Source organism: Acidovorax sp. GW458-11-26-14-TSB4 (assembly GCF_059423865.1).
Map to the genome: position 1 here is coordinate 152,426 of NZ_JBWKYR010000012.1, position 23,642 is coordinate 176,067.

The following is a 23,642-nucleotide window of genomic DNA, read 5'->3' on the forward strand; positions in this document are numbered from 1 at the left end:
AGCCTTCGGGGCACGGGCTCCATCGCCACGCCGTTGCGCCGATTGCGATATAAATCGCGCTTCACTCTTTTCCTGGGAATGTATGAATCGCGCTGACCTCATCGAAATCCTGGCAACCAAGCATGACCTGTCCAAGGTCGCAGCCGGAGCCATCCTGGAAACCCTGATCGACACCATCCAGACCGCCGTCAAGAAGGACGACCCCGTTCAACTGGTGGGCTTCGGCACATTCAAGTCGGCCAAGCGCTCCGCACGCACCGGCAAGAATCCGTCCACTGGCGCTGCCCTGAAGATCCCCGCGTCCACCGTGCCTAAGTTCGTCCCAGGCGCCAAGTTCAAGGCCGTGGTTGATCCGAAGGCTGCCAAGCGCAAGGCCGAAAAGGCAGGCAAGTAAGCTCTAGCTTCGAATAACAATGCCGCCAGGTCAATTGGCCTGGCGGCTTTTTCATTTCTGCAACAGTGCCACTCTTTGACACTGGCTCGTAGACAATGCGCCCATGACTACCTTCTCTGATGCATTCCGTTCTGAAGTCGTCCGCATGGCCCGCAAGGAGCTCAAGCCTGAACTCCAGGGCATGCGCAAAGCGCTTTCGTCACATCGTTCGGAGATCGCGGCGCTCAAGCGTGAAGTGAAGTCACTGACGTCGCAACTCAAGGCCGCCCAGCGCGTGGTCAAGGAGACTGCAGCGCCTGCTGACGATGAGCCAGCCCCAGCACGCAAGGGCGGCAGAAAGTGGGTCTTCAAGCCAGAGGCTCTGGCAGCAAAACGCGCCGAACTTGGCATCTCGACGAAAGAAATGATCACGCTGCTGCAGGCCTCACCTGCATCTCTTAACCGTTGGGAAACCGGCACATCGAGCCCACGCGCAGCGCAGCTGGAACGCATCCGCCTGGTGCTTGGCCTAGGCAAACGCAAAGCCCTTGCCCTGCTGGCAGAAGGCGAGGGCAAATAGCGGTTTGAGCGCCGCACTACGTCAGGCTGCCGCTGCGGCGCTCAACACCTTCGCCCCCGTGAAAATGCACTCCAGCTTCTCATTGATGTAATCCGACATCACTGGGTGCAATGGCAACGTCTGCCCGTTGTGCACATTGCATTGCGTGAAATCAATCCCATCCCTGTGCGCAGCCCGGCAGGCCGTGATGTACTCATTCATTAGCCCAGCGAACTCGATAAATGGATGGTTGCCGATGGAGACCGCGCTGCGATAAAACGCGTCTGATGCATCCTGCATGCGGGCCAGAGCTACGAGGCGTTCGTTGGCGTCCATGTTCACTTCATCCTTCAAAATTTGACGCAGGCAGCATACCAGCGAGCCATTGCGATTCAGCGATATCTCGTCACAGTGTGACCACGTTGAGATCACTCCCCAGCACCTCCCTGGCCAGCGGCACCAGGTGATCATGGCGGGTCAGGAAGATCACCTGCATCTTCGTCGACAGCTCTCCAAGTACCCGCAACCCAGCCGCCGTGCGCTGGTCATCAAAATTGATGAACAGGTCATCCGCAACGAGCGGCATATTGAGCCCTTGCTCGATCTGCAGCTCAAGTGCCGCCAGGCGCACTGCCAGGTAGAGCTGGTCCCGGGACCCCTCGCTCATTCCCGAGACTTCCACCTGCGCCCCGCCGTGCCGGATACCGTAGAGCCGAGGCGTCTGGTCGCCAGAGTCGACCAGCAGGCGCTCGAACGAGCCCAGCGTCAGTGCGCTGAACGTCGATGACGCCTTGGCCAGCATCGGACCCTGGCGGGTCTCGCGGAATTTCTCCATCGACCATTTCAGCGGGCGCGCGGTGGTGTGCAGCTTGAGGTATCGCTCGGCACGTTCGATGTCCGGCAAGGCCTGCTCGCCAGACAACGCGGCTCTCTCTGCCCCATCAAATACCGGGTGAGCTTTGGACTTGCGGCGTAAAACCAGTCCAAGTTTTCATCCGCACTCCCAGTAGGTCATTTCTGGATGGAAATCAACAGGCCGAGCTTAGACAAGCCGCACACATGAACCCTTACTCATTCACCACACTTTTCTCTTCCTTGCGCTTTTCGTACCGCCGCATCAGTGGCGTTACCGAGACCCCGTGCAACAACATCGACATCACGACCACAGCCAACGTGATGGCAAGCAACCGCTGCGCGATAACGGGTTCCAGGTCGTGGGTGATTGCGTACATCAGGTAGTACACCGAGCCGATGCCGCGGATGCCAAACCAGGCGATCAGACGGCGCTGCGAGCGCTGCATCCGCACGCCCACCAGCCCGGCGTAAACCGATAGCGGCCGAATCACGAACAGCAGCAGGGGCACAAACCACAGTACTTCGGCACCAAAGTCCACCACGGTGAGCAAAGCACCGACTACCAGCACCACTGCCACTTCGGCAAGTCGTCCAAGCTGGGCGTTGAAGCGCTCGACTGATTTCATCAGGTAGGTGGGCAATTCTTCGATAGGAGGCGTCTCGGTGGAGCGCTCGGGGGCCTGCCCATCGTCCTTGGCCCTTTGTTGCTTCTTGACAGTCTCAGCGTCTTCCACCAGCCACGGCGCCACCTCAGCCACCGGCTGTGCGGCCACGCGTCTCAGCGCCAGTCCCGCCGCAAACACGGCCAAAAAACCGTACGCGTGGCATAGCAAAGTCACACCGTAGGCCAGCGCGATGAGGCCGAGGACTATGAATTCGTCCGGCCCCAACGCCTCTCGCCTGCGGATGCGCGCGCCACTTACGGGTTTTCATCTCTTGAACTGCCCATGTAGGGCCATCAACCGCTGGGCCAGCTTTCAGGGTCAATGCGCATATTGCTAGGCGTGCAACTCCCAGCGCAGACGTGTTCATACCAAACGTGGTAACCGGACAGGTCAGGCAGCGCGTGGCCGGCGGCCTCGCGGACGGCGGCGCTGATGCTCATCGTGTCGAAGGTGCCTAGCTCTTCCCGTCCGTCCATGACGTGGGCGCGATAGTGGCAGGGTTCGAAATTGACGATGTGCAGGGACAGCAGTATCAAGTCATCGTAGCTGACTAGGTTACAGACTGGCACAGACAAGCGGATCTGTAGCAGTTCATACTTCCTGCCTTGATGCGGTAATGGCGCCGTTTCCGACAGGTTTCAACCCAAGGGAGCAGCTTTATGACAACAGCATCCGACGCGTTTGAACGCTGGCGCACTGCAGAGACCGAGGTGGAAGAAGCAACGCTTCTAGTGCTCGATGCCGTACGCCATGGCGATGCTTTCGACGTAATAGCGCAGCAAAAGGTAGTCCAGATCCTTCAGCGTGAGGCTGCCGAGCGCCTTCGCGAGTATCTTCGACTCGTGAAACTTGAAACTTCCCGTCTGCTGGCAGACCAAACACCTAAAGTGACGGGTCCGAAGGCGGGGGTGCGCTGACACGCTCCGCAAGTGCTTTGAGCACGAAGTGCCCCGCCCACGTCACAGCGTGCACCTCGGCGCATTGCACCCCATCCAATGAACTTTTGAACTCGGCAAGCACCCAGCCTGAGCCTGCCAGCCCTCTTATCAGTGCCACCTCTTCAGCGTTCGTGACCACACAGGGAAGTTCTGTCGTCGTCAAAGCCATCAAGTACCTTAGCACCATGTTTTTCACCCAATGCCTATGACTACATAGTAATAAAAAAACTGCCCGGTCGCGAGTCGGGGTTTTCTTGGGCAATGACTGGGCCTCTGCCGGGCGGCCAAACGTCGAAGCAGCTATGGGCTCTGCAGCAATGGAGGATGTATGGTGGGAAGTTTTTTGGGAGTGACTATCGTTACCGCTTCAGTTGAACAGTCTGACGGCATGTGGCACTCAAGAGCGCTGCTCTATGCTGACGATGGTGCCACCGAAGTCGAGATGTGGGGCTGGCCTTTGAAGCACGACTCGGAACAAGCGGCCAATGTCACAGCTATTGCGACTGCCAAGCGCCGCATTCATCGCGGCCAATGGCGCGACAACGAACCGTCAGATTTCGCGTCCCTATAGCGAGGTTCATAGGGCAAAAAAATGCACGCTTATCGGTTATTTTCCGCCGCTTGAATCCCCACTCGCGCCGTGCGCCAAGCGTTCACCTTCTCAGTGAACGCAGTGACCAGCAGTCCCGGCCGCCCCATATGATCCGTATGTTCGGATGCCTGCAGGCACCCTTGCGCCTTTAGTTCTGCCACCGCCAAAAGGTGCAGTGGCTCGTGCACAAACACGGGAAGCTGCCTTCTTACGATTTGCTCAAGAATCGAGTTCGGTTCGATCATGCACAAGAGTGACTTCTGATTCGACCTTGCCGTGTCGGAATTTCACCCGACACGCTCCTTCCGTTCTCCGACATTCCGCGCCAGAAGCTTGCTTAGCATGGAGGCATGAGAGGTGCCCTCAATGCGTAGAGTCTTGGCAGTGGCGTTAATGGCAGTCGCGGGCTTCGGTCTGGCAGCGATGTATCGTACCTACTTGGTATCTGAACTGCGCAAGCCCGTGCTGGCAAGCCTGGGCAACCCAAAGTCCCCTGTTTTCAAAAACGAGCTGTACGTGGGAAATTGGACGACCGAAGGCATTTTGTGCGGTCAGGTAGAGGCGGGAGCACGCACCAAGGGCTTCCAGTGGTACGCCGTTGCTAACGGCAAGGTCTTCATCGAAAACGAGGATATACGAAGGCAACTGGATGACGCAGGCATCAGGCGGTGCACTGAAAGCGCCGCGGCCAATGATGTCCCTTGGTGGTGGTTGGAATGGTGAACGAAGTCCCGCGCGCATTGCAGTTCCTGAAACCACGCAAATTTCAATCTGAAAAGAGGAGCCGACGCTCCGAATGCTCCCCGCAGCCGTGGCACCGCATCCTGGCCCAGCCGAAGGGCAGCGACGGCTGAAACAGGAAGTGGGTCGGCTGCTCTCCTTGCGCGTGGTCGGCCACGGTTTCGGTGGTGCCGCAGGTTCACACCGTAGGTGCAGCGCGTCGCCCTCGCGCCCCAGGAGACATGCGCTTCGCGCTGGGTGTACATGTCAGCTCTTGAAGTGTAAGCGGCTGCCGAAGGCATCTCGACGGGTGGGGCCCAGGGTTGTGATGTCAGGCTCGCGGTGACCAGCGATGCGGCTGCAGCTCACCGATCCGACTGGCCGGGTGAGTGGGCAAGCGATCCAGCACGTCCGTCCTTCATCCCCGGGAACTTGCCGCGGTAGATGTGCAGATCCGAGCCGCAGATGGCCGTGGCCGTCACGCGCAGTAGGATGTCGTCATCGGTGACCATGATGGGATCGGGAACGGTTTCGACGCGTACATCCTTGGCGCCTTGATAGGTAAGAGCTCGCATGGTGTTCCGTATGTTCGATGACGAAGAGACGGGCGATATGCCATAAGCACCGTGAGCGTCCAGTTAACCCATCTTGATCGAGGGCATGCAGCTCATTTGGCCTGCAGGCGTGCTCCGATGTAGGCCACGCATTCAACGAGGTTGAGGCAGGCCAGCAGTAGGTACTTCTCGGCATCAGTTCTCACGCGCAGCAGGTCGTGCTCGCCCAGGTGGCCGTACACAAACGCGAGCAGGTACCGCTCCGGGTGGTCGATGCAAGACTTCGTGATCATCTGCTCGACTAGGTCTGGCGGCACGCCTTCGGTGAACCTCATCGTCGCCGTCAGCCGTTGCAAGCAGGCTTCCTGGACGTCATCAGAGATCGTTGGCAAGGCGTACCCGCAGTGCTTCATTGCCTGGAACGCAACCAGCAAGACGTGGATTGGCACCTCAAGCTGCAGCATGTCGACCCCGTAGCGGGGCAACACGAGGATTGAGGCGAGCAAGTTTGGCTGGCGGGCGTGGATGTCGTCGGCCAGTGCAACCTTCTGTTGCGCGCTCATGCGGTTGACCTCGATGGTCGCCCGGACCATCACGGCCTGCGTCAACAAGGTCATGGCGCCGCGTCGGACGCCGGTTGCCATCGGTGCGGCAGCAAGTCCTCGAGTTGGCTGCTGCGCTGCGTCGGCAGGCGCTGCAGCACGTCGCGCAGGTAGGCCCAGGGATCATGCCCGTTGAGCCGTGCCGACTGCACCAGGCTCATCACGATGGCCGTGCGCTGACCGGCGAGTTCACTGCCGGCGAAGAGCCATGCCCGGCGCCCCATGGCCCACGGCTTGATCTGCCGTCCCAGGTGGTTGTTGTCGATCGCGACCGCGCCGTCTTCGAGGTACTGCGTCAGCGGGCTCCAGTGGCCCAGTGTGTAGTCGATGGCGCCCGCTGCGCCGCCACCGTCCGCGACCAGCCGCCGTTCGAGTGCGAGCCACGTCTTGAGCTTGTTCCAGAGCGGCTTGGCGAGTTCCTGCCGCTGGGCCCTGCGCTCGCCCTCGCTCATGTCCTTGAGCTCTGCCTCGACCGCATAAATTTGCGCATAGCGCCGTATCGTCTCGTCTCCGATTGGGCTTGTGCCATCGCGAGCCAGTTCATCGAACTTCCGACGCGCATGGGCAACACATCCCGCGCTGAGACGGTCGGGATGGATGCGGGGATCGATCACGCTGTCGTAGCCGCCATAGCGGTCGGTGAGCAGCGTTCCCGACCATCGGCCCAGGCCGCGTTGCACGTCGCCCGCGACACCGCGCCACCGTTCCGGTCATGCTGTTCGAGCCGAAGAACGCCAGCCATCCAACGCAGCGTAGGGCCGTGCGCACTTGCCCAATCGACCAGGTGGTCCCCAACAATTCTCGACCCGTCCATCGTTTCACCTCACGAATTTACTGCTTACTGCTCACTTCCTCCCCAAACGTGGAGGGCTACTCGTAAGGCAGTCCGCTCAGAGTGCACACCCAAGAGCGGGCATGCGTCAGCGCCTCTTCTTCGGTTTCGAAGATTGCAGGGAGATCGACACGGACAATTCTCCCGTCGGTAAATTCAACCGACAACACTGACCACTTTTCCATCTAAGCCTGTGCGCTAGTTGAGAAAGCGCTAGCGGGTCAATGATGGCAAATTCAGGGACCAGTGAGAGTTGACCTTCCGCCCTTACTCTCCAGGGTTCAATATCGGCTAGCAAAGCATCCAAGGGGGCTTTCGTTAACGACGCCGCGACATCATTTGCAGTGAGAATCCGATCGATCTCGTTAGAGGCTGCATTCCACATTGAGTCCTATCAGCATCTGGAACTGACTTATCGAACACTTTTGGTTCTATGCGCACCGCCTCTTGAAACAAGGCTTTTAGTGCATCATCGAATTGACTTTGAATCCAAGCGTCTCTTAATGTTTTTGGAAACAGTTTCGAATTGGCATTTAGATATGTCAGAAGTGCAGAACCATATTCGCCTGCGTAGTCAAATTTGGCACCACCAAGTTGACTCCGAAATATCTTCAGAGCCAATTCCCATGGCACTCCATCCACCGATGCACCCTCATAAATAGCAGCCGCTACATTTCCGTTCTGACTTAATTCAAAAATCTTGTTTGCAGTCTTTGAATAGCGAGGGTGCTCTCCCCCAGAGGTTGTCACAGCACTATCTGCGCCGATAACGATTGCCCGCTTATTCAGAATTAGAACTTCACTTGTCATGTCGCCCCTCCACAGTTCGGCCATTATGAAGTAAGCAGCACTGGCAATGATCGATGCGATCACTGCTACATTGTTGAACGTCGCAGCCCAACCGTGGGAACGTTCAACCCCACACACTGGTTCATTGTCCTACTGATGATCGCGCCTTTTATGGCGCTTCTTGTCGCGCCCTCGTGGCGACCCGGCGACGCGCCGGCTTCAACGGCGCCTGGGCCCTGCTGATGCTGATGCTGATGCTGATGCTGATGCTGATGCTGATGCTGATGCTGATGCTGATGCTGATGCTGATGCTGACGCCGATGCCGATGCCGATGCCGATGCCGATGCCGATGCCGATGTTGGTGCCGGTGGTGGGCCTGCTGTCGCACTGGGTCGCGTCCTTCTTGAAATGGCCGCCTAGCCGCGAGTACCGCACGGAGACTTCGCGCGGCTGGCAGATTGCTAGGGTGCTGCTGCCCCCAACGCTGCTGACGCTGGACCCCAGAAATAAGCGGCAAGGTTGGCCTGGGCGCTGGCATGGGTCGGTGCGCGAGCGCCTGGCGACCTGCCTCCGCCAAAGATGGCGGTAGTGTTTCCCCCAGTCGCACCGGCTGCCACCACGCCGGCACCGGCTTTCACGCCGCACATTCCAGACGCGGCCGCTCCTGACAGCCGAAGGCGTTCTCTTTCGACGAAGCGTTCCCGCCCGCCAAGTGGCGTATCAGACTGCTACGAACTGCTTGTCGTCCAACCATGCGAGGCCGCGGGCGATTTCGTACACCTGTCCCACTACCACGGTGCTCTCGTCGGTGTGGCTGGCCGCCAAGCCAGTGCCGATTTCGTCCGCGCCCCCCTTGCGCCGTTTGTAATTTAGCCGGCAGCGTATAGGCAGGGCCCGTCTTCGCGTCCGCCGTCTGCTCGCCGGGCGAGTGTGCCTAAGTGTCTTAATCTGTCTTCCCCGTCAGCGCCAACAGGCGCGCACGGGCGCGGTGCGCTGGGCCTGTGGCGTGGTGGCGCGCTCCTGATCTAGCTGCGCGACCTCCATTCGGTCATTCGCCCGATTGAAGTACCCAGCTGCGATCTGCGCCAGCGTGAGCCGCCGCAGTCAGTCTCGTGCCCGCGGCCGCGCGCTGGGTCGGTCCGGCCTGCTGCCGGGCTTCCCGCCGTAGCGCCACCTAAATGCCAAGCCTCGAGCAAAGCGCCGGGCTCGTTCTGGCGTATCTGCCCTGCTAAATGGCTGCACGGTGTCCCTCATCGCAGCCCAGTTGCCGAAATCAGGCCCACCGCAGCGGTGGCTGTCAGTGATGCTGATGTCCCACACCTCGGCGCCGCTGGGCTGCAGCTCAGGCTTGCGACCGCGCAGGTTGCCGTAGCCAAAGCGAACTGCCACCAACGAACGGCAACCATACGGCAACGAAATCTTGAAAAACAAAAGCCTGATATCTATTCGATAGCAGGCATTCCTGAGTTTACTGGTAGGGCGTGAGGGACTTGAACCCGCGACCAAAGGATTATGAGTCCTCTGCTCTAACCAACTGAGCTAACGCCCCCTGTACCTGACCAAAGATGGGGCACACGGTATTGTAGGGGTATCCAGCGGCTCAGCGGCGGTGGCTGAGCGCGTTGGAGACCAGCTTGGAGGTGATGTCCACGATCTGGATCATGCGGTCATAGGGCATGCGGGTGGGGCCGATCACGCCCAGGGTGCCCACCACCTTGCCGTCCACCTCGTAGGGCGCGCTGACCACGGACAGCTCTTCGAACGGCACCACCTGGCTTTCGCCACCAATGTAAATGCGCACGCCCTCGGCCTGGTTGGAGAAATCGAGCAGGCGCAGGATCTGTGTCTTCTGCTCGAACAGATCGAACGCCCGGCGCAAATTGCCCATGTCGCTGGAAAAGTCGCTCACGGCCAGCAGGTTGCGCTCGCCGGAGATGACCACCTCGTCCTGGGCCTCGCCCTCGGAGCCCACGTTCACGGCGGCCTGCATGAGCGAGCCGATCTCGCCGCGCAGCGCGTCCACCTCGGACTTGAGGCGCTCGCGCACCTGCTCCATGGCCAGGCCTGCGTAGTTGGCGTTGAGGAAATTGGCGGCCTCGACCAGTTGCGACTGGGAGTGGTCGATGTCGGTGAAGATCACCCGGTTCTGCACGTCGCCCTCGGGCGAGACGATGATCACCAGGAAGCGCCGCTCCGACAGCCTGAGGAATTCGATGTGCCGGAACACCGAAGTGCGCCGTGGCGCCATGACAACACCCACGAACTGCGAGAGGTTGGACAGCAGGTTGGCCGCGTTGGCGATGACCTTCTGCGGCTGCTCTGGCGCCAGCGGGGGTGAAATCAAGGGGTCACGCTGCACGGTCAGCATGGTGTCCACGAAAAGCCGGTAGCCCTTGGCCGTGGGAATGCGCCCGGCAGAGGTGTGCGGGCTGGCGATCAGGCCCAGGTCCTCCAGATCGGCCATCACGTTGCGGATGGTGGCCGGCGACAGGTCCATGCCCGAGGCGCGCGACAGCGTGCGCGAGCCAATGGGCTGGCCATCGGCTATGTAACGCTCCACGAGCGCCTTGAGCAGCAACTTGGCACGGTCATCCATCATGGACCTGATTTTAATGAGGGAAGCAGCCCGATCTCTGTCGGGTTTCGCCTATCGTTGTGCGCACAAGCATCCCACGGGATGCACTAGCATCGGGCAATGGGCACCCGCGCGGCCACCGTTCACCAGGTACAAGGCCCCGCCGGATCCCCGTGTTCCAACAACAATGATGTAATTTCGCGATGACGTCCAATTTCCGCCATGTCGCGCTGATCGGCAAATACCAGCATGCCTCGGCCACGGGCTCGACCATGACCGAGGCCTCGCGCCAGGCCCTGCAGGACATCGCCCAGTTCCTGCAGAGCCAGGGCTGCTCTGTGGTGCTGGAGTCCGAGACCGCAGCCAACAGCGGCCTGGGCGACTACCCGGCCATGGACGTGGACACCATCGGCGCGCGCTGCGACCTGGGTCTGGTGGTCGGCGGCGACGGCACCATGCTGGGCATAGGCCGGCAACTGGCGCGCCACAGGACCCCGTTGATCGGCATCAACCAGGGGCGGCTGGGCTTCATCACCGACATCCCCTTCGGCACCTACCAGACCACCCTGCCCCCCATGCTGCAAGGGGAGTACGAGGAGGACCTGCGCCCGCTGATGCATGCCCGCGTGGTGCGCGATGGCCAGGTGGTCTTCGAGGCCCTGGCCATGAACGACGTGGTGGTGAACCGGGGCGCCACCTCGGGCATGGTGGAGCTGCGCGTGGAGGTGGGCGGCCGCTTCGTGGCCAACCAGCGCGCCGACGGCCTGATCATCGCCTCTCCGACAGGCTCCACGGCGTATGCGCTGTCGGCCGGCGGCCCCATGCTGCACCCCTCGATTCCCGGCTGGGTGCTGGTGCCGATTGCGCCGCACACCCTGTCCAACCGCCCCATCGTGCTCTCGGACGCGACCGAGATCGCGGTCGAGGTGGTCAGCGGCCGCGACGTGAGTGCCAACTTCGACATGCAGTCGCTGGCCTCGCTGCTGCACGGCGACCGCATCCTGGTGCAGCGCTCCGAGCACTGCGTGCGCTTTCTGCACCCGCTGGGCTGGAACTACTTCGCCACCCTGCGCAAGAAGCTGCGCTGGAACGAAGGGGGCTCCTGACCATGGCCCTGAGGCGCATCACGCTGCGTGATTTCGTCATCGTCGAGGCGCTGGAGCTGGAGCTTCAGGGCGGATTCACCGTGCTCACCGGCGAGACCGGCGCTGGCAAATCCATCCTGATCGACGCCGTTCAGCTGGTGCTCGGCGCCCGCGCCGATGCCGCCCTGGTGCGCGAGGGATGCGCCCGCACCGATGTGTGCGCGGAATTCGACGCCCCGGCCCATATCCGCCCCTGGCTCGAAGAGGCCGGGCTCGAGGGCGAGGACTTGCTGTTGCTGCGCCGCACGGTGGACACCCAGGGCAAGAGCCGCGGCTGGATCAACGGCACGCCCGCCACGGCCACACAGCTGCGCGCGCTGGGCGAGCTGCTGCTCGACATCCACGGCCAGCACGCCTGGCAGAGCCTGACCCGGCCCGAATCGGTGCGCGGCCTGCTCGACGCCTACGCCGGCACCAGCGACCGCCCCACAGTGGAGCGCTGGAACCAGTGGCGTCAGGACCAGAAGGCCCTGGCCCAGGCGCGCGCCGCGCAGGCCACCCTGCAGCAGGAGCGCGAGCGCCTGCAGTGGCAGATCGCCGAAGTGGACAAGCTGGCCCCGGGCGATGACGAATGGCCCGAGCTCGACGCCCAGCACAAGCGCCTGTCCAACGCCTCGGCGCTGATGGACGCGGCCAACGCCGCCATTGCAGCCCTCACGGGCGGCGACGCAGAAGGCGGGGGCGGAGCGCTCGACGGCCTGTCGCGTGCGCAAGACCTGCTGCAGGGCCATGAGCACCTGGAAGCCGAGTTCGCCAGCGCCGCCGACATCCTCAACTCCGCCGTGGCCCAGGCCGGGGATGTGGTGCATTCGCTGCACGCCTATCTGCGCCACAACGACCTGGACCCCGAGCGCCTGGCCGCCGTGGATGCGCGCCTGTCGCTGTGGATGACGCTGGCGCGGCGCTACAAGCGCAGTCCGGTGGAGCTGCCCGCCTTGCTGCACGGCTGGAAGGCCGAGCTGCAGCGGCTCGACGCCGCGGCCGACCTGGGGGCCCTGGAAAAGGCCGAGGCCGCCAGTGCCCGGGCCTACCAGGCCGCGGCGCGCGCCCTGTCGCTGGCGCGGGCCAAGGGGGCGCCCCGGCTGTCGGCCGCCATCACCCAGGCCATGCAGGGCCTGGGCATGGCCGGCGGCCAGTTCGCGGTGGCCCTGGACAAGCTGGCCGAGCCCACCGCCCACGGCACGGACGACGTCGCCTTTCTCGTGGCCGGCCACCCGGGCACGAGCCCCCGGCCCATCGGCAAGGTGGCCTCGGGCGGCGAGCTGTCGCGCATTTCGCTGGCCATCGCCGTCACCACCAGCGCCCTGGGCGAGGCGCCCACCCTGATCTTCGACGAGGTGGACTCGGGCGTGGGCGGGGCCGTGGCCGACACCGTGGGACGGCTCATGCAGCAGCTCGGGCGCGACCGCCAGGTGCTCACCGTCACCCATTTGCCCAAGGTGGCCGCGCGCGCCGACCACCACCTGCTGGTCTCCAAGCGCAGCAGCGCCCGGGGCACGGCCAGCCAGGTAGTGGCCGTGCAGGGCGAGGACCGCATTGCCGAGATGGCGCGCATGCTGGGCGGCGATGCCTCCAGCAAGGCGACCGTGGCCCACGCGCGCGAGATGCTGGCCATCGCGCCGCCCGCCGCCCCCGCTCGCCGATCCAAGAAGAGGAAGCAGACCGATGGCGCTTGAGATCGTGCTGATCACCGGCATGTCCGGTTCGGGCAAGTCGGTGGCCCTGCATGCCCTGGAGGATGCGGGCTACTACTGCGTGGACAACCTGCCGCCCGAACTGCTGCCGGCCTTCGTGGCGCTGGAGCACCGCCACCATGGCAACCGCGTGGCCATCGCCATGGACGTGCGCAGCGCCACCTCGCTGCCGCTGGTGCCGCTGGAACTTGACCGGCTGCGCAAACAGGGCGTGGTGGTGCACTCGCTGTTCCTGGACGCGACCATCGACACCCTGGTGCGGCGCTTTTCCGAAACGCGCCGGCGCCACCCGCTGTCGCATGACGAGCTGACCCCCGATGCGCTCAAGCAGGGCCGGCGCGCGCTGGTGCAGATCATCGAGCTGGAGCGGGAACTGCTGGCCGAATTGCGCGAGGAGGCGCACGTCATCGACACCAGCGCCATCCGTGCCTCGCAATTGCAAAGTTACGTAAAGACCTTGATGGCGACCGCACCCGGGCAGCTGACCCTGGTGTTCCAGTCCTTCGCCTTCAAGCGCGGCCTGCCCGTGGATTCGGACTACGTGTTCGACGTGCGCATGCTGCCCAATCCGCATTACGAACCCGAGCTGCGCGAGAAAACCGGACTGGATGCCCCCGTGGCCGATTTCCTGCGTGCGCAACCCGATGTGGCGCTGATGCAAAGCCACATCGAAGGCTTTCTGGCGCACTGGCTGGAGATGCTGGACCGCAACCACCGCAGCTACGTGACGGTGGCCATTGGCTGCACAGGTGGCCAGCACCGCTCGGTGTACCTGGTGGAGCGGCTGGCCGAGGCCTTTGGCCGGCGCTGGGCCACGCTGCGACGCCACCGCGAGCTGGACGGGCGCTGACCCGGCGCCTTACAACAGGCCGCCGAACAGATTTCCCAGCAGCTTGCGGATGGGCGCAGGCAGCCCCATGGCTTCCCACTCGCTGGCGCCGTACCAGCCGCCCTCCCCGGTCGCTTCGCGGTCCATGGGCACGCTGAGCACCACGGGGTGCAGGTGCAAATCCCGATGGGTCAGCACATGCAGGAAGGCGCCCAGTGCCTCGGTCTGCCCCGGGGCCACCGGAGCGGGCAGGTGCGCCAGATGGTCGTGCAGGTGCGCCTCGTCGGCGAACACCGGCAGGCAGAACAGTCCGGCCCAGATGCCCGAATCGGGCCGGCGCTCCAGCCAGACACGGCCTTGCGCGTCGCGCATCACCAGCAGCCACCACGATTCAGCCCGGCGCTTGAGCTTGCGCGTGCGCACCGGGTAGCGCTCGGCATCGCCCGCCTGGCCGGCCACGCAGATGTCCACCAGCGGGCAGGGCGGGCAATCGGGCGCGCGCGGGCTGCACAGCGAAGCGCCCAGGTCCATCAAGCCCTGGGTGTAGCGCGGCATCGCGTTGGCGAGGTCGTCCGTGGGCAGCAGCGCCTCGGCTTCGTCCCACAGCAGGCGCTCGTTCTTCGCCACCGCCAGGTCGGCATCGAAACCCAGCACCCGCGTGAGGACGCGGCGCACGTTGGCGTCGAGGATGGGCGTGCGTTCGGCAAAGCAGAAGGATGCGATGGCGCCGGCCGTGGACCGGCCTATGCCCGGCAGGGTGGCCAGCACCTCGGCCGTGCGCGGAAAAGCACCGCCATGCAGGGCCACCACGGCCTGGGCGCAGGCGTGCAGGTTGCGCGCCCGGCTGTAGTAGCCCAGGCCGCTCCACAGGCCCATGACCTCATCCTGCGGTGCGCGGGCCAGGGCCTGCACGTCGGGGAATCGCTCCAGGAAGCGCGCGTAGTAGCCCAGCACCGTGCTCACCTGGGTCTGCTGCAGCATGATCTCGGACAGCCAGACCCGGTACGGGTCGCGCGTGTTCTGCCAGGGCAGGTGGTTGCGCCCGGCCGTCGCCTGCCAGCGCACCACGCGCCGGGCGACCTCCCCAGCCGCCACACTCATGGAAGCGGCAAGGCCACGTCCACGGCGGACTCTTCGATCACGGCCGGATCGGCGTCGAGCGGCGCGATCAGCTGCGAAGTCAGCTCCTGCAGGCGGTGCTCAAGCTGGATCAGCTCGCCCTCGCCCTCCTCGATCTCCGCGATGCGCTCCACCAGCCCGCTGGCGGCCTGCTGGATGCGGTCCACCGCCTCCATGCGGCGGGCAAAGCTGCGGCGGCGTTCGCGCAGCTGCGCGTCGAGCTGTGCGGTGGCGGACTTGCTCCACAGCTCCAGGTCATTGGCAGCGGATTCATACACCGTGCGCAGGCGCATGGCCAGGGCGCGCACCAGGCGTTCGGAAAACTCGGGCTGGGCCAGCTTGAGCGAATTGCCCAGGCCCAGGTACTGCAGGTGGCTCTGCTCGATCTGCGACAGGTCGTGCCCGAAGTGCTCGAGCTGCGGCGGCGGCGGCACCTGCAGCGAGAAGCCGAACTCGGCATTGAGCTGGCGGAAGGTGCCGCCCAGCATGGCCTGGATCTCGGTGCCCGAGGCCTGGGCCTTGTCCAGCGTACCGCGCAGCTTGTCGAAGGTCTGCATGTAGATCTTCTTGACGCCGAGCTTGAGACCCTTTTGCTGCAGCAGCTGGGCCAGCTCGGCCAGTTCCACCTTGAGCGCCTTGGAGCCCAGTTGCTGGAACACGTCGCGCAGGAGCTTGAGGTGCACGGCACGCACCGCCTGGATCTTGGAGGCGGAGAGGTCGAACTCGTGCTGCTCCTGCTCGATGCGCTGGCGCATGGACTCGATGACCGAAGCGTTCTTGCCGCGCAGGCTGCGCAGCTCGGCCATCTGGTCGTCCAGGTCGCGCCGGCGGATGTTGATGACGCGCCCGGTCTCGGCGCGCAGGCCGGCCACACCCGTGGCCACGGCCGCGCGCAGGATGGCCTGGCGCTGTCCCATGATGCCCTTGGCCAGCGCCTCTTCGAGCACCGGCAGGCCGCTGGTCTCCAGCAGCAGGTCGTCGGCCGATATCTTGGCCACCAGGCCCTTCTGGGCGGACACGGGCACCACCTTGTCGTGGGCCACGCCCAGCATGTCGGCCGCGGTGGAGACTTGGCGCTCCATCTGCGCCTGGATCTGCTCGGCGGAATTGAGCGAATCCCACAGGGTGTCGATCTTGTTGAGCACGACCAGCCGGCCGTCCAGGCTCTCGGCCGAGGTGGCCAGGTGCTCGCGCCAGATGGACAGGTCCGAACGCGTCACCCCGGTATCAGCGCTCAGGATGAACACCACGGCATGGGCCTGGGGAATCAGGTTCACCGTGAGCTCGGGCTCTGCGCCCACGGCGTTCAGGCCCGGGGTATCCAGAATCACCAGCCCCTGCTTGAGCAGGGGATGCGGGATGTTGATGATGGCGTGGCGCCACATCGGCACCTCGATCAGGCCGTTGGCGTCGGGAATCGGGTTCTCGTCCACCAGGTCGTCATGCCAGAAACCCAGCGCCCGGGCGTTGTCCAGGCTCACGCGGCGCACTTCGGCCACCTTCTCCAAGGCCTTGGCGATCTGGTCGGGATCGTTCACGTCCAGCGGGATTTCCTGCCACCGCTCGGGCCTCAGGCGCCACTCGGCCAGGCCGTGCATCTGCAGGCGCGTCTCGATGGGCAACAGGCGCAGGCTGGGTGCGAAGTCGGCGTCGTAGCCCAGTTCGGTAGGACACATCGTGGTGCGCCCCGCGCTGGCGGGCATGATGCGCCGGCCATAGTCGGCGAAGAAGATCGCGTTGATCAGCTCGGATTTGCCGCGTGAGAACTCGGCAACGAACGCGACCATCACCTTGTCGGTGCGGACCTGGCTTTCCAGGCGCTGCAGGCGCTCCTGGACGGATGCGTCCATCAACTCGTGCGAAGCCATCCACTCGGCCAGCTGCTTGAGCTGCTGGGCGAACGCACGCCGCCACGCGCCATGCTGGTCAAACTGCTCGTTGAATGAAGGTCCCACTTTGCTCCCGGTGTTCGATAACGACTGTTTCTGAACTGAACAAAATATAGCATCGACTGTCCGCCAGCCATAGCTGTGGATGGTGCTTAGGTCCGCAAGAGCGTGTTTTTGAACCGGTGTTCACACCGTGGTGTGGGCCGAATGCGCCACTTTTGGCGCACTGCGGCCTCCTTTTTGCCTCAGGCGCGCTGGCACCGGGGGCAGAAAAAGCTGCTGCGCTGGCCCTGGCGCAGCGCCCGGATGGGCGTGCCGCAGACCTTGCAGGGCGCCCCCTCGCGCCCGTACACGTTGGCATGGGCCTGGTAGCTGCCATAGGCGCCGTCGGCATTGGAAAAATCCTTGAGCGTGCTCCCCCCGAGCTCCACGGCGCGCGCCAGCACCTGGCGGATGGCGGCGTGCAGCCGCCCCATCCTGGCGGGGCCGATGCGGGCCGACCGCGTCTCCGGGCGAATACCCGACAGAAACAGTACCTCCGACGCATAGATGTTACCGACCCCCACCACCACCTTGCCCGCCAGCAGCACCTGCTTGATGGGCGCGCGGCCGGCCTTGATGCCCCGGCTGAAGGCCTCCAGGGTGAAATCGTCGGACAGGGGCTCCAGCCCCAGGCCGCCGAGCAGCTTGTGCGCCACATCATCGGCCTCGTCCCCGGCATGCACCACGGCGCCGAAGCGCCGTGGATCGTGCAGGCGCAGCGTTCCCTGGGTGGTGACCAGATCGAAATGGTCGTGCGTACCCGGCGGCGGCAGGCCGTGGGCAAAGCGCAGGCTGCCGGACATGCCCAGGTGCACCAGCAGGATGCCCTCGTCCAGGTCCACCAGCAGGTACTTGCCCCGGCGGCGCACGCCCAGGACGCTGCGCCCGACCAGGGCATCGGCCTCGGCCCCGAGCGGCCAGCGCAGCGGCTTGCCCAGGCGCACACCCGTGACGCGCGCGCCGGCGATGGCCTGCGCAAAACTGCGCCGTGTTACTTCCACTTCGGGCAACTCAGGCATCCAAAGCCCCCACAAACAGGTTGTCATGCATGGATTATTATGGGTCGATGGAGCCTTCAAACTACTTTCGGTCGGCCGTATTGACAGTTGCTTTGGCAGCAGCGGCCTGTGCGGGCCACGCGCAGCAGCCACCGGGCACTGCAACGCCCCCAGCGGCCGAACCGGCACCCGGCGACGCCCCTTCCAGCAACCCCGCGCTGGATGCGGAGCTGTTCTACGAAATCCTCATGGGCGAGATCAACGCCCGCACCGGCGAGGCGGGCACGGGCTACGCCCTGATGCTGGAAGCGGCGCGGCGCACCAACAACCCCCAGCTGTACCAGCGAGCCGCCGACATGGCCCTGCAGTCGCGCGCGGGCGACCATGCGCTGGCGGCGGCCAAGGCCTGGCGCGACGCCCAGCCGGACTCGCGCGAGGCCAACCGCTACGTGCTGCAGATCCTGATCGCACTGAACCGCATCGGGGAGACGCCGGAATTGCTGCGCCAGGAACTGGCCCAGGCGCCGATCCAGGCCAAGCCCACCATCCTGGGCATCGTGCCCCAGATGTTCGCGCGCGCCAGCGACAAGCCCCTGGCCGCCAGGGTGGTCGAACAGGCCCTGGTGGACGAGTTGGCCAAGCCGGCCAATGCGGCGGCCGCGCACATTGCCATCGGGCGCGTGCGCCTGGCGGCCGGAGACAAGACCGGCGCGCTGGCCAGCGCCCGCGCCGCCCAGAACCTGGACCCCGGCAGCGAAGGCCCCGCCCGCCTGGGCATGGAGCTGCAGGAAGAGAGCGTGCCCGAAGGGGAAGCGCTGGTGACTCGCTATTTCGCCAGCCAGCCGCAGGCCGCGCCCGAGATGCAGATGGCCTACGCGCGCTTGCTGCTGGGCCAGCAAAAGTACGGCGAGGCCAAGACCCAGCTGGAGGCCGTGACCCGCGCCAAGCCCGACCTGCCCGAGCCTTGGCTGATCCTGGCCACCCTGCAACTACAGGACAACCGCCTGGAGCTGTCCGAAACCTCGCTCAAGCGCTTTCTCACGCTCATCGACGGCCCGGACATCAACCGCGACGCGCGCCAGCGCAGCCTGAACCAGGCCTACTTGCTGTACGCGCAGATCGCCGAGAAAAAAGGCGATTTCGCCGCAGCCGAAGGCTGGCTGGCCCGCATCGAGAATTCGAGCGAGCTGTTCAGCGCCCAGAGCCGCCGCGCCTCGCTGCTGGCCAAGCAGGGCAAGATCGCCCAGGCGCGCGCGCTGCTGCGCGCCCTGCCCGGCGTGACCGAGGACGACAAGCGCATGAAGCTGCTGGCCGAGGTCCAGCTGCTGCGCGACCAGCGCCTGTTCAAGGAAGCCCTGGAAGTACAGACCGAGCTGGTGGCCCTGGCCCCCGAGGACGGCGAACTGCTCTACGACCAGGCCATGCTGGCCGAGAAGGTGGGCCAGTTCGACACCATGGAAAAGCTGCTGCGCCAGATCATCGCGCGCCAGCCCGAGTACCACCATGCCTACAACGCACTGGGCTACTCGCTGGCCGAGCGCGGCCAGCGCCTGCCGGAGGCCCGGCAACTGATCACCAAGGCCCTGGAGCTGGCCCCGGGCGACCCCTTCATCACCGACAGCCTGGGCTGGGTGGAGTTCCGCATGGGCAACAAGGCCAAGGCGCGCAACCTGCTCGAGACCGCCTTCAAGGCCCGGCCCGACGCCGAGATCGCCGCCCACCTGGGCGAAGTGGTCTGGAGCATGGGCGAGCGTGACAAGGCCCTGGGCATCTGGCGTGAAGGCCTGCGCCTGAACCCCGAGAACGACAGCCTCAAGGAAACCCTCAAGCGCCTGGGGGCCAGGCCCTGATGCGCGGCACGGGCAGCACCGCCACGGGGCAGGGCGATGGCCTGCCGCTGCGCCAGTGGATGGCGTGGCTGGCCCTGGCCTGCACCCTGTGGCTCACGGGCTGCGCCCAGCCGGCCCGTGCCCCCGAGGCTGGCGCTGCGTCGTGGTCGGGCCGCCTGTCGCTGCAGGTGGAGGGCCAGGCATCGCAATCCTTCTCCTCGCTGTTCGACCTGCAGGGCAACCCCGGCAAGGGCGAACTGGTGCTGACCAGCCCGCTGGGCAATACCCTGGCGCGCCTGCAGTGGGAGGATGGCCGGGCCCAGCTCACCACCGGGCAGGAGCGGCGCGAGTCCACCTCGCTGGACGAATTGCTGCGCGAAGCCACCGGCACCGCCATCCCGGTGGCCGCCATCTTCGAGTGGCTCAATGGCAACCAGGCCTCGGCCACCGGCTGGCAGGCCGACCTCTCGGGCAGCGCCGAGGGCCGGCTGATAGCGCGCCGCCACGACCCCGCCCCCGAGGCCACACTGCGCATCGCGTTCAGCCGCTGAGCGCTCGCTGCGCCCTTCCCACTTTTTCCATGCAAGCCCTGTACGACGTACCGGCTCCGGCCAAGCTCAACCTTTTTCTGCACATCACGGGCCGGCGGCTCGATGGCTACCACCTGCTGCAGTCGGTGTTCATGCTCATCGACTGGTGCGACACGCTGCACTTCGAGCGCCGACCGGACGGCGCGCTGAGCCGCGAGGACCTGGGCCCGCCCCTGCCCGAGATGGACCTGGTGCTGCGCGCTGCGCATGCGCTGCAATCGGCCACGGGCTGTACCCAGGGGGCGCACATCGGCGTCATGAAGCGCGTGCCCGCCCAGGCCGGCATGGGTGGCGGTTCATCGGACGCGGCCAGCACGCTGCTGGCGCTGAACCGCCTGTGGGGTTTGAACCTCTCGCGCCAGGCGCTGCAGAAGATCGGCCTGGCGCTGGGTGCCGACGTTCCGTTTTTTTTATGCGGCGCGAACGCTTTTGTCGAAGGAATTGGTGAGACAATAGCGCCGCTTGAGAATGCACAGCAACTTCCGCAAGCGCGCTTCGCGGTCGTCAAGCCCGCAGCAGGTCTGGAGACAAAAGCAATTTTTTCTTCGCCGAACCTGAAACGCGATTCTGAGTGTGCTACAATCTTAGGCTTTGCTGCAACACACTTTGACTTCGGTCGAAATGACCTGCAGCCAGTTGCCGAGGCACTGTGCCCCGATGTGAAGCGAGCCCTTCAATGGCTTGAACAGCGCGGGTTGCAACCCAGGATGACGGGCTCTGGAAGTGCTGTGTTTGCACAAATGCCACATGCGGTGGATCTGGAAGGCGCCCCGGGCGACTGGCAGGTCAAAGCATGTGACAATTTGATGGTTCACCCTCTGGCTGGGTGGGCATCGAACGAGAATTGAGGTTGGCTGCTTTCAGCAGTTGACCTGTGTAGGGGAGTCGCCAAGCTGGTTAAGGCACCGGATTTTGATTCCGGCATGCGAAGGTTCGAATCCTTCTTCCCCTGCCAAATTTCTTTCACGCGCTCTCTCTCGCGTACGGGCTTTTATTTCAGACCGCTGGGACGCTCATGCAAGGCAATCAACCCGACTTCATGGTTTTCACCGGCAATGCCAATCCTGGCATGGCAGCTGAGATCGCCCAGCACCTGGGAACCACCCTGGGCGCCGCCGACGTGGGCCGCTTCTCGGATGGCGAAGTCACCGTCGAGATCAAGCAGAACGTGCGTGCGCGCGACGTGTTCGTGGTGCAGTCCACCTGCGCCCCGACCAACGAAAACCTGATGGAACTGCTGATCATGGTCGACGCGCTCAAGCGCGCCTCGGCAGAGCGCATCAGCGCCGTGATCCCCTACTTCGGCTATGCCCGCCAGGACCGCCGCCCCCGTTCGTCGCGCGTGCCCATCACCGCCAAGGTGGTGGCCAACATGCTGCAGGCCGTGGGCGTGGCCCGCGTGCTGACCATGGACCTGCATGCCGACCAGATCCAGGGCTTCTTCGATATCCCGGTCGACAACATCTACGCCTCGCCCGTGCTGCTGGGCGACCTGCGCCAGAAGAACTACGAAGACCTGATCGTGGTCTCGCCCGACGTGGGTGGCGTGGTGCGCGCCCGTGCGCTGGCCAAGCAACTGGGCTGCGACCTGGCCATCATCGACAAGCGCCGCCCCAAGGCCAACGTGTCCGAAGTGATGCACGTGATCGGTGAGATCGAAGGCCGCAACTGCGTGATCATGGACGACATGATCGACACCGCCGGCACGCTGGTGAAGGCGGCCGAGGTGCTCAAGGAGCGCGGCGCCAAGAGCGTGTATGCCTACTGCACGCACCCCATTTTCTCGGGTCCTGCCATCGAGCGCATCGCCAAGGGCACGGCCCTCGATGAAGTGGTGGTGACCAACACGATTCCCCTGAACGACAACGCCAAGGGATGCGCAAAAATCCGCCAGCTCTCCGTGGCCCCGCTGATCGCCGAAACGATCCAGCGCATTGCCAAGGGTGAGTCGGTGATGAGTCTGTTCTCGGACCAGGACAACCTGTTCTGACAAGCCCCGGGCCTCATACGAGGCCTTTGGCTTTGCAGGGCGGTGAACACCAAGCCTCCTTCGGGAGGCTTGTCCGTTGGTTGATTGGTTCGGGAACGAAGTGTGGTCTGCCCTGTGGCAGACCGTTTTAAAACAGGGCACGACTGGTCGCGGTCTGTCCTTATCAGGAGCTAGCAATATGAACTTCGTCGCTTTTGAGCGCGCCAAGCAAGGTACGGGTGCGAGCCGCCGTCTGCGCAATTCGGGCAAGACGCCTGGCATCGTCTACGGCGGTACCGCTGAACCCCAACTGATCGAGGTCGACCACAACGCTCTGTGGCACGCCCTCAAGAAGGAAGCCTTCCACTCCAGCGTGCTGGACATGGAAGTCGCCGGCACCACCAGCAAGGTCCTGCTGCGCGACGTGCAATACCACCCTTACAAGCAACTCGTGCTGCACATCGACTTCCAGCGCGTGGATGCCAAGACCAAGCTGCACATGAAGGTGCCACTGCACTTCAGCGGCGCTGAAGAATCGCCCGCCGTGAAGGTGGACAAGTGCATGGTCAACCCCGTCGTGAACGAACTCGACGTGTCGTGCATGCCTTCGGACCTGCCCGAGTTCATCAACGTCGACCTGTCCAAGCTGGAAAAGGGTTCTTCGCTGCACCTCAAGGACATCAAGCTGCCCAAGGGCGTGAGCGCCGTGATCCGTGGCAACAAGACCAACCCCGTGCTGGTGTCGGTCGTGGCCCCGGTCGTGGTCGTCGAGACCCCTGCCGAAGCGGCTCCTGCTGCGGACGCCAAGGGCAAGGGCAAGGGCAAGAAGTAATTTCTGCTTCTTCTGCTTTTTGCACAGCAAGGACGGCTCACTTCGGTGGGCCGTTTTTGTTTTTGCTTCTGTGTTTCGTCGTGGTCTTGGTTGCAGCATGCTTGGCTTTAGGGCGGAGGCCGGGATGTGCGCCCGGCGGCGCAGTAACTTTCTCTTGGGCCGCCAAGAGGGTGTAGAAAAAACAAAATACAATCCTGCTGCATTGATTGCACAGGAGCAATGCGATGGCAAGGACAGGCCGACCACCCGTAATTGCGCCGGCAGAGTACGCGGCGCTGCGCGAGGTGGTCAGAGACAACCCGCAGGCGACGCTGCCCGAACTGGCGCTGGCATGGGCCGATCAGATGGGCCGCAATGCCCCCAGCACTGTGACCATGCGGGCGGCTCTGAAGGCTGCTGGCTTGCAACGGACACGGCCCAAGGCCCAGCTCTCGCGTGTGCAACCCCAGCATCCAGGCAAGCGCTACGGCTACAACGCCCAACATCGGCCCAGCTCCTCGCAAGGCATTGCAGGCGCCCTGAGCGACGCCGAATGGGCGCTGGCCCAGGATTTGTTCGAGCCCGAACCTGGCTCGCGCGGCAGGCCTGCGACTTACTCGCGGCGCAGCATCGTCGACGCCTGCTGCTACGTGCTGCGCACCGGCTCGTCCT

General features: G+C 64.1%; 26 protein-coding genes and 2 tRNA genes. 15 read left to right on the top strand and 13 right to left on the bottom strand.

Going from position 1 to position 23,642, the window contains the following annotated elements; translation table 11 throughout:
* The first annotated feature begins 82 nt into the window (after nt 1-82).
* Nucleotides 83-394, top strand: a complete 312-nt coding sequence (locus AC07X5_RS22465; protein WP_409961014.1) for an HU family DNA-binding protein — start codon at nt 83-85, stop codon at nt 392-394.
* A gap of 103 nt (nt 395-497) precedes the next feature.
* A complete protein-coding gene (locus AC07X5_RS22470; protein ID WP_494771901.1) occupies nt 498-953 on the top strand; it encodes a helix-turn-helix domain-containing protein in 456 nt (151 codons plus the stop codon).
* Nucleotides 954-974: 21 nt separating this feature from the next.
* On the opposite strand, the gene AC07X5_RS22475 is transcribed toward AC07X5_RS22470, so the two are convergent.
* The 3 genes from AC07X5_RS22475 to AC07X5_RS22485 form a co-directional block, all read right to left on the bottom strand.
* Nucleotides 975-1,268, bottom strand: a complete 294-nt coding sequence (locus AC07X5_RS22475; RefSeq protein ID WP_007852765.1) for a hypothetical protein — start codon at nt 1,266-1,268, stop codon at nt 975-977.
* A 70-nt stretch (nt 1,269-1,338) separates the two neighbouring features.
* Complete coding sequence (locus AC07X5_RS22480) at nt 1,339-1,836, bottom strand: ATP-binding protein (protein WP_494771902.1); 498 nt, start codon at nt 1,834-1,836, stop codon at nt 1,339-1,341.
* Nucleotides 1,837-1,999: 163 nt separating this feature from the next.
* Entirely contained in the window at nt 2,000-2,677 is a 678-nt protein-coding gene (locus AC07X5_RS22485; protein WP_494771903.1) for a cation:proton antiporter domain-containing protein, read from the bottom strand.
* Nucleotides 2,678-3,111: 434 nt separating this feature from the next.
* Here AC07X5_RS22485 and AC07X5_RS22490 point away from each other — a divergent pair, with 434 nt between their 5' ends.
* Nucleotides 3,112-3,369, top strand: a complete 258-nt coding sequence (locus tag AC07X5_RS22490; protein WP_409956235.1) for a hypothetical protein — start codon at nt 3,112-3,114, stop codon at nt 3,367-3,369.
* A gap of 621 nt (nt 3,370-3,990) precedes the next feature.
* On the opposite strand, the gene AC07X5_RS22495 is transcribed toward AC07X5_RS22490, so the two are convergent.
* Nucleotides 3,991-4,227 carry a hypothetical protein gene (locus AC07X5_RS22495; RefSeq protein ID WP_494771904.1) on the bottom strand — a complete coding sequence of 79 codons (237 nt, stop codon included), beginning with the start codon at nt 4,225-4,227 and terminating at the stop codon, nt 3,991-3,993.
* A 178-nt stretch (nt 4,228-4,405) separates the two neighbouring features.
* Between AC07X5_RS22495 and AC07X5_RS22500 the strand changes: the two genes are divergently transcribed.
* Nucleotides 4,406-4,705: a hypothetical protein gene (locus AC07X5_RS22500; protein WP_494771905.1), complete on the top strand. Its 300-nt coding sequence runs from the start codon at nt 4,406-4,408 to the stop codon at nt 4,703-4,705.
* A gap of 362 nt (nt 4,706-5,067) precedes the next feature.
* Here the strand turns inward: AC07X5_RS22500 and AC07X5_RS22505 are convergent, their stop codons facing one another.
* The 4 genes from AC07X5_RS22505 to AC07X5_RS22520 all read right to left on the bottom strand — a co-directional run bounded on the left by AC07X5_RS22505 (nt 5,068) and on the right by AC07X5_RS22520 (nt 7,563).
* Nucleotides 5,068-5,277 carry a hypothetical protein gene (locus tag AC07X5_RS22505; protein ID WP_409956238.1) on the bottom strand — a complete coding sequence of 70 codons (210 nt, stop codon included), beginning with the start codon at nt 5,275-5,277 and terminating at the stop codon, nt 5,068-5,070.
* A gap of 92 nt (nt 5,278-5,369) precedes the next feature.
* Nucleotides 5,370-5,873, bottom strand: coding sequence for a hypothetical protein (locus AC07X5_RS22510; RefSeq protein ID WP_494771906.1), 504 nt, complete (start codon nt 5,871-5,873; stop codon nt 5,370-5,372).
* A complete protein-coding gene (tnpC, locus tag AC07X5_RS22515) occupies nt 5,870-6,538 on the bottom strand; it encodes an IS66 family transposase (RefSeq protein WP_494771907.1) in 669 nt (222 codons plus the stop codon). Before tnpC ends, AC07X5_RS22510 begins: the two co-directional genes overlap by 4 nt.
* Nucleotides 6,539-7,008: 470 nt before the next feature.
* Nucleotides 7,009-7,563 carry a hypothetical protein gene (locus tag AC07X5_RS22520; protein ID WP_494771908.1) on the bottom strand — a complete coding sequence of 185 codons (555 nt, stop codon included), beginning with the start codon at nt 7,561-7,563 and terminating at the stop codon, nt 7,009-7,011.
* Between the two features lie 158 nt (nt 7,564-7,721).
* On the opposite strand from AC07X5_RS22520, the gene AC07X5_RS22525 reads away from it, so the two are divergent.
* Entirely contained in the window at nt 7,722-8,069 is a 348-nt protein-coding gene (locus AC07X5_RS22525) for a hypothetical protein (RefSeq protein WP_494771909.1), read from the top strand.
* A gap of 883 nt (nt 8,070-8,952) precedes the next feature.
* On the opposite strand, the gene AC07X5_RS22530 is transcribed toward AC07X5_RS22525, so the two are convergent.
* Both AC07X5_RS22530 and hrcA read right to left on the bottom strand, forming a co-directional pair.
* Nucleotides 8,953-9,029, bottom strand: a tRNA-Ile gene (locus AC07X5_RS22530).
* A 51-nt stretch (nt 9,030-9,080) separates the two neighbouring features.
* The gene (hrcA, locus tag AC07X5_RS22535; RefSeq protein WP_409956853.1) at nt 9,081-10,079 is read right to left on the bottom strand and encodes a heat-inducible transcriptional repressor HrcA; all 999 of its coding nucleotides are present in this window, start codon (nt 10,077-10,079) and stop codon (nt 9,081-9,083) included.
* Between the two features lie 179 nt (nt 10,080-10,258).
* On the opposite strand from hrcA, the gene AC07X5_RS22540 reads away from it, so the two are divergent.
* From AC07X5_RS22540 to rapZ, 3 genes are read left to right on the top strand one after another with little or no spacing between them, the layout of a single operon-like run.
* Nucleotides 10,259-11,161, top strand: a complete 903-nt coding sequence (locus tag AC07X5_RS22540) for an NAD kinase (RefSeq protein WP_409956855.1) — start codon at nt 10,259-10,261, stop codon at nt 11,159-11,161.
* Between the two features lie 2 nt (nt 11,162-11,163).
* Entirely contained in the window at nt 11,164-12,876 is a 1,713-nt protein-coding gene (gene recN / locus AC07X5_RS22545; protein WP_494771910.1) for a DNA repair protein RecN, read from the top strand.
* A complete protein-coding gene (gene rapZ, locus AC07X5_RS22550; protein WP_494771911.1) occupies nt 12,866-13,744 on the top strand; it encodes an RNase adapter RapZ in 879 nt (292 codons plus the stop codon). Before recN ends, rapZ begins: the two co-directional genes overlap by 11 nt.
* Nucleotides 13,745-13,753: 9 nt before the next feature.
* Here the strand turns inward: rapZ and mutY are convergent, their stop codons facing one another.
* From mutY to mutM, 3 genes are all read right to left on the bottom strand, one after another.
* The gene (mutY, locus tag AC07X5_RS22555) at nt 13,754-14,824 is read right to left on the bottom strand and encodes an A/G-specific adenine glycosylase (RefSeq protein WP_409956860.1); all 1,071 of its coding nucleotides are present in this window, start codon (nt 14,822-14,824) and stop codon (nt 13,754-13,756) included.
* Nucleotides 14,821-16,797, bottom strand: coding sequence for a dynamin family protein (locus AC07X5_RS22560; RefSeq protein ID WP_494771912.1), 1,977 nt, complete (start codon nt 16,795-16,797; stop codon nt 14,821-14,823). The genes mutY and AC07X5_RS22560 overlap by 4 nt, the downstream gene beginning before the upstream one ends.
* Before the next feature lie 179 nt (nt 16,798-16,976).
* Nucleotides 16,977-17,792, bottom strand: coding sequence for a bifunctional DNA-formamidopyrimidine glycosylase/DNA-(apurinic or apyrimidinic site) lyase (mutM, locus tag AC07X5_RS22565; protein ID WP_409954862.1), 816 nt, complete (start codon nt 17,790-17,792; stop codon nt 16,977-16,979).
* Nucleotides 17,793-17,821: 29 nt separating this feature from the next.
* On the opposite strand from mutM, the gene AC07X5_RS22570 reads away from it, so the two are divergent.
* From AC07X5_RS22570 to AC07X5_RS22600, 7 genes are all read left to right on the top strand, one after another.
* Nucleotides 17,822-19,621, top strand: a complete 1,800-nt coding sequence (locus AC07X5_RS22570; protein WP_494771913.1) for a tetratricopeptide repeat protein — start codon at nt 17,822-17,824, stop codon at nt 19,619-19,621.
* Nucleotides 19,621-20,151 carry a lipoprotein insertase outer membrane protein LolB gene (locus tag AC07X5_RS22575; protein WP_494771914.1) on the top strand — a complete coding sequence of 177 codons (531 nt, stop codon included), beginning with the start codon at nt 19,621-19,623 and terminating at the stop codon, nt 20,149-20,151. The genes AC07X5_RS22570 and AC07X5_RS22575 overlap by 1 nt, the downstream gene beginning before the upstream one ends.
* A gap of 29 nt (nt 20,152-20,180) precedes the next feature.
* A complete protein-coding gene (gene ispE, locus AC07X5_RS22580; protein ID WP_494771915.1) occupies nt 20,181-21,038 on the top strand; it encodes a 4-(cytidine 5'-diphospho)-2-C-methyl-D-erythritol kinase in 858 nt (285 codons plus the stop codon).
* Nucleotides 21,039-21,068: 30 nt separating this feature from the next.
* Nucleotides 21,069-21,145: transfer RNA gene (locus AC07X5_RS22585), tRNA-Gln, on the top strand.
* Nucleotides 21,146-21,205: 60 nt separating this feature from the next.
* On the top strand, nt 21,206-22,180 hold the full coding sequence (locus tag AC07X5_RS22590) for a ribose-phosphate pyrophosphokinase (protein ID WP_409954869.1): 975 nt from the start codon (nt 21,206-21,208) through the stop codon (nt 22,178-22,180).
* A 178-nt stretch (nt 22,181-22,358) separates the two neighbouring features.
* Complete coding sequence (locus AC07X5_RS22595) at nt 22,359-22,991, top strand: 50S ribosomal protein L25/general stress protein Ctc (protein WP_409954871.1); 633 nt, start codon at nt 22,359-22,361, stop codon at nt 22,989-22,991.
* A 224-nt stretch (nt 22,992-23,215) separates the two neighbouring features.
* A partial coding sequence (locus AC07X5_RS22600) for a transposase (RefSeq protein ID WP_494771916.1) occupies nt 23,216-23,642 on the top strand: 427 nt, incomplete at its 3' end.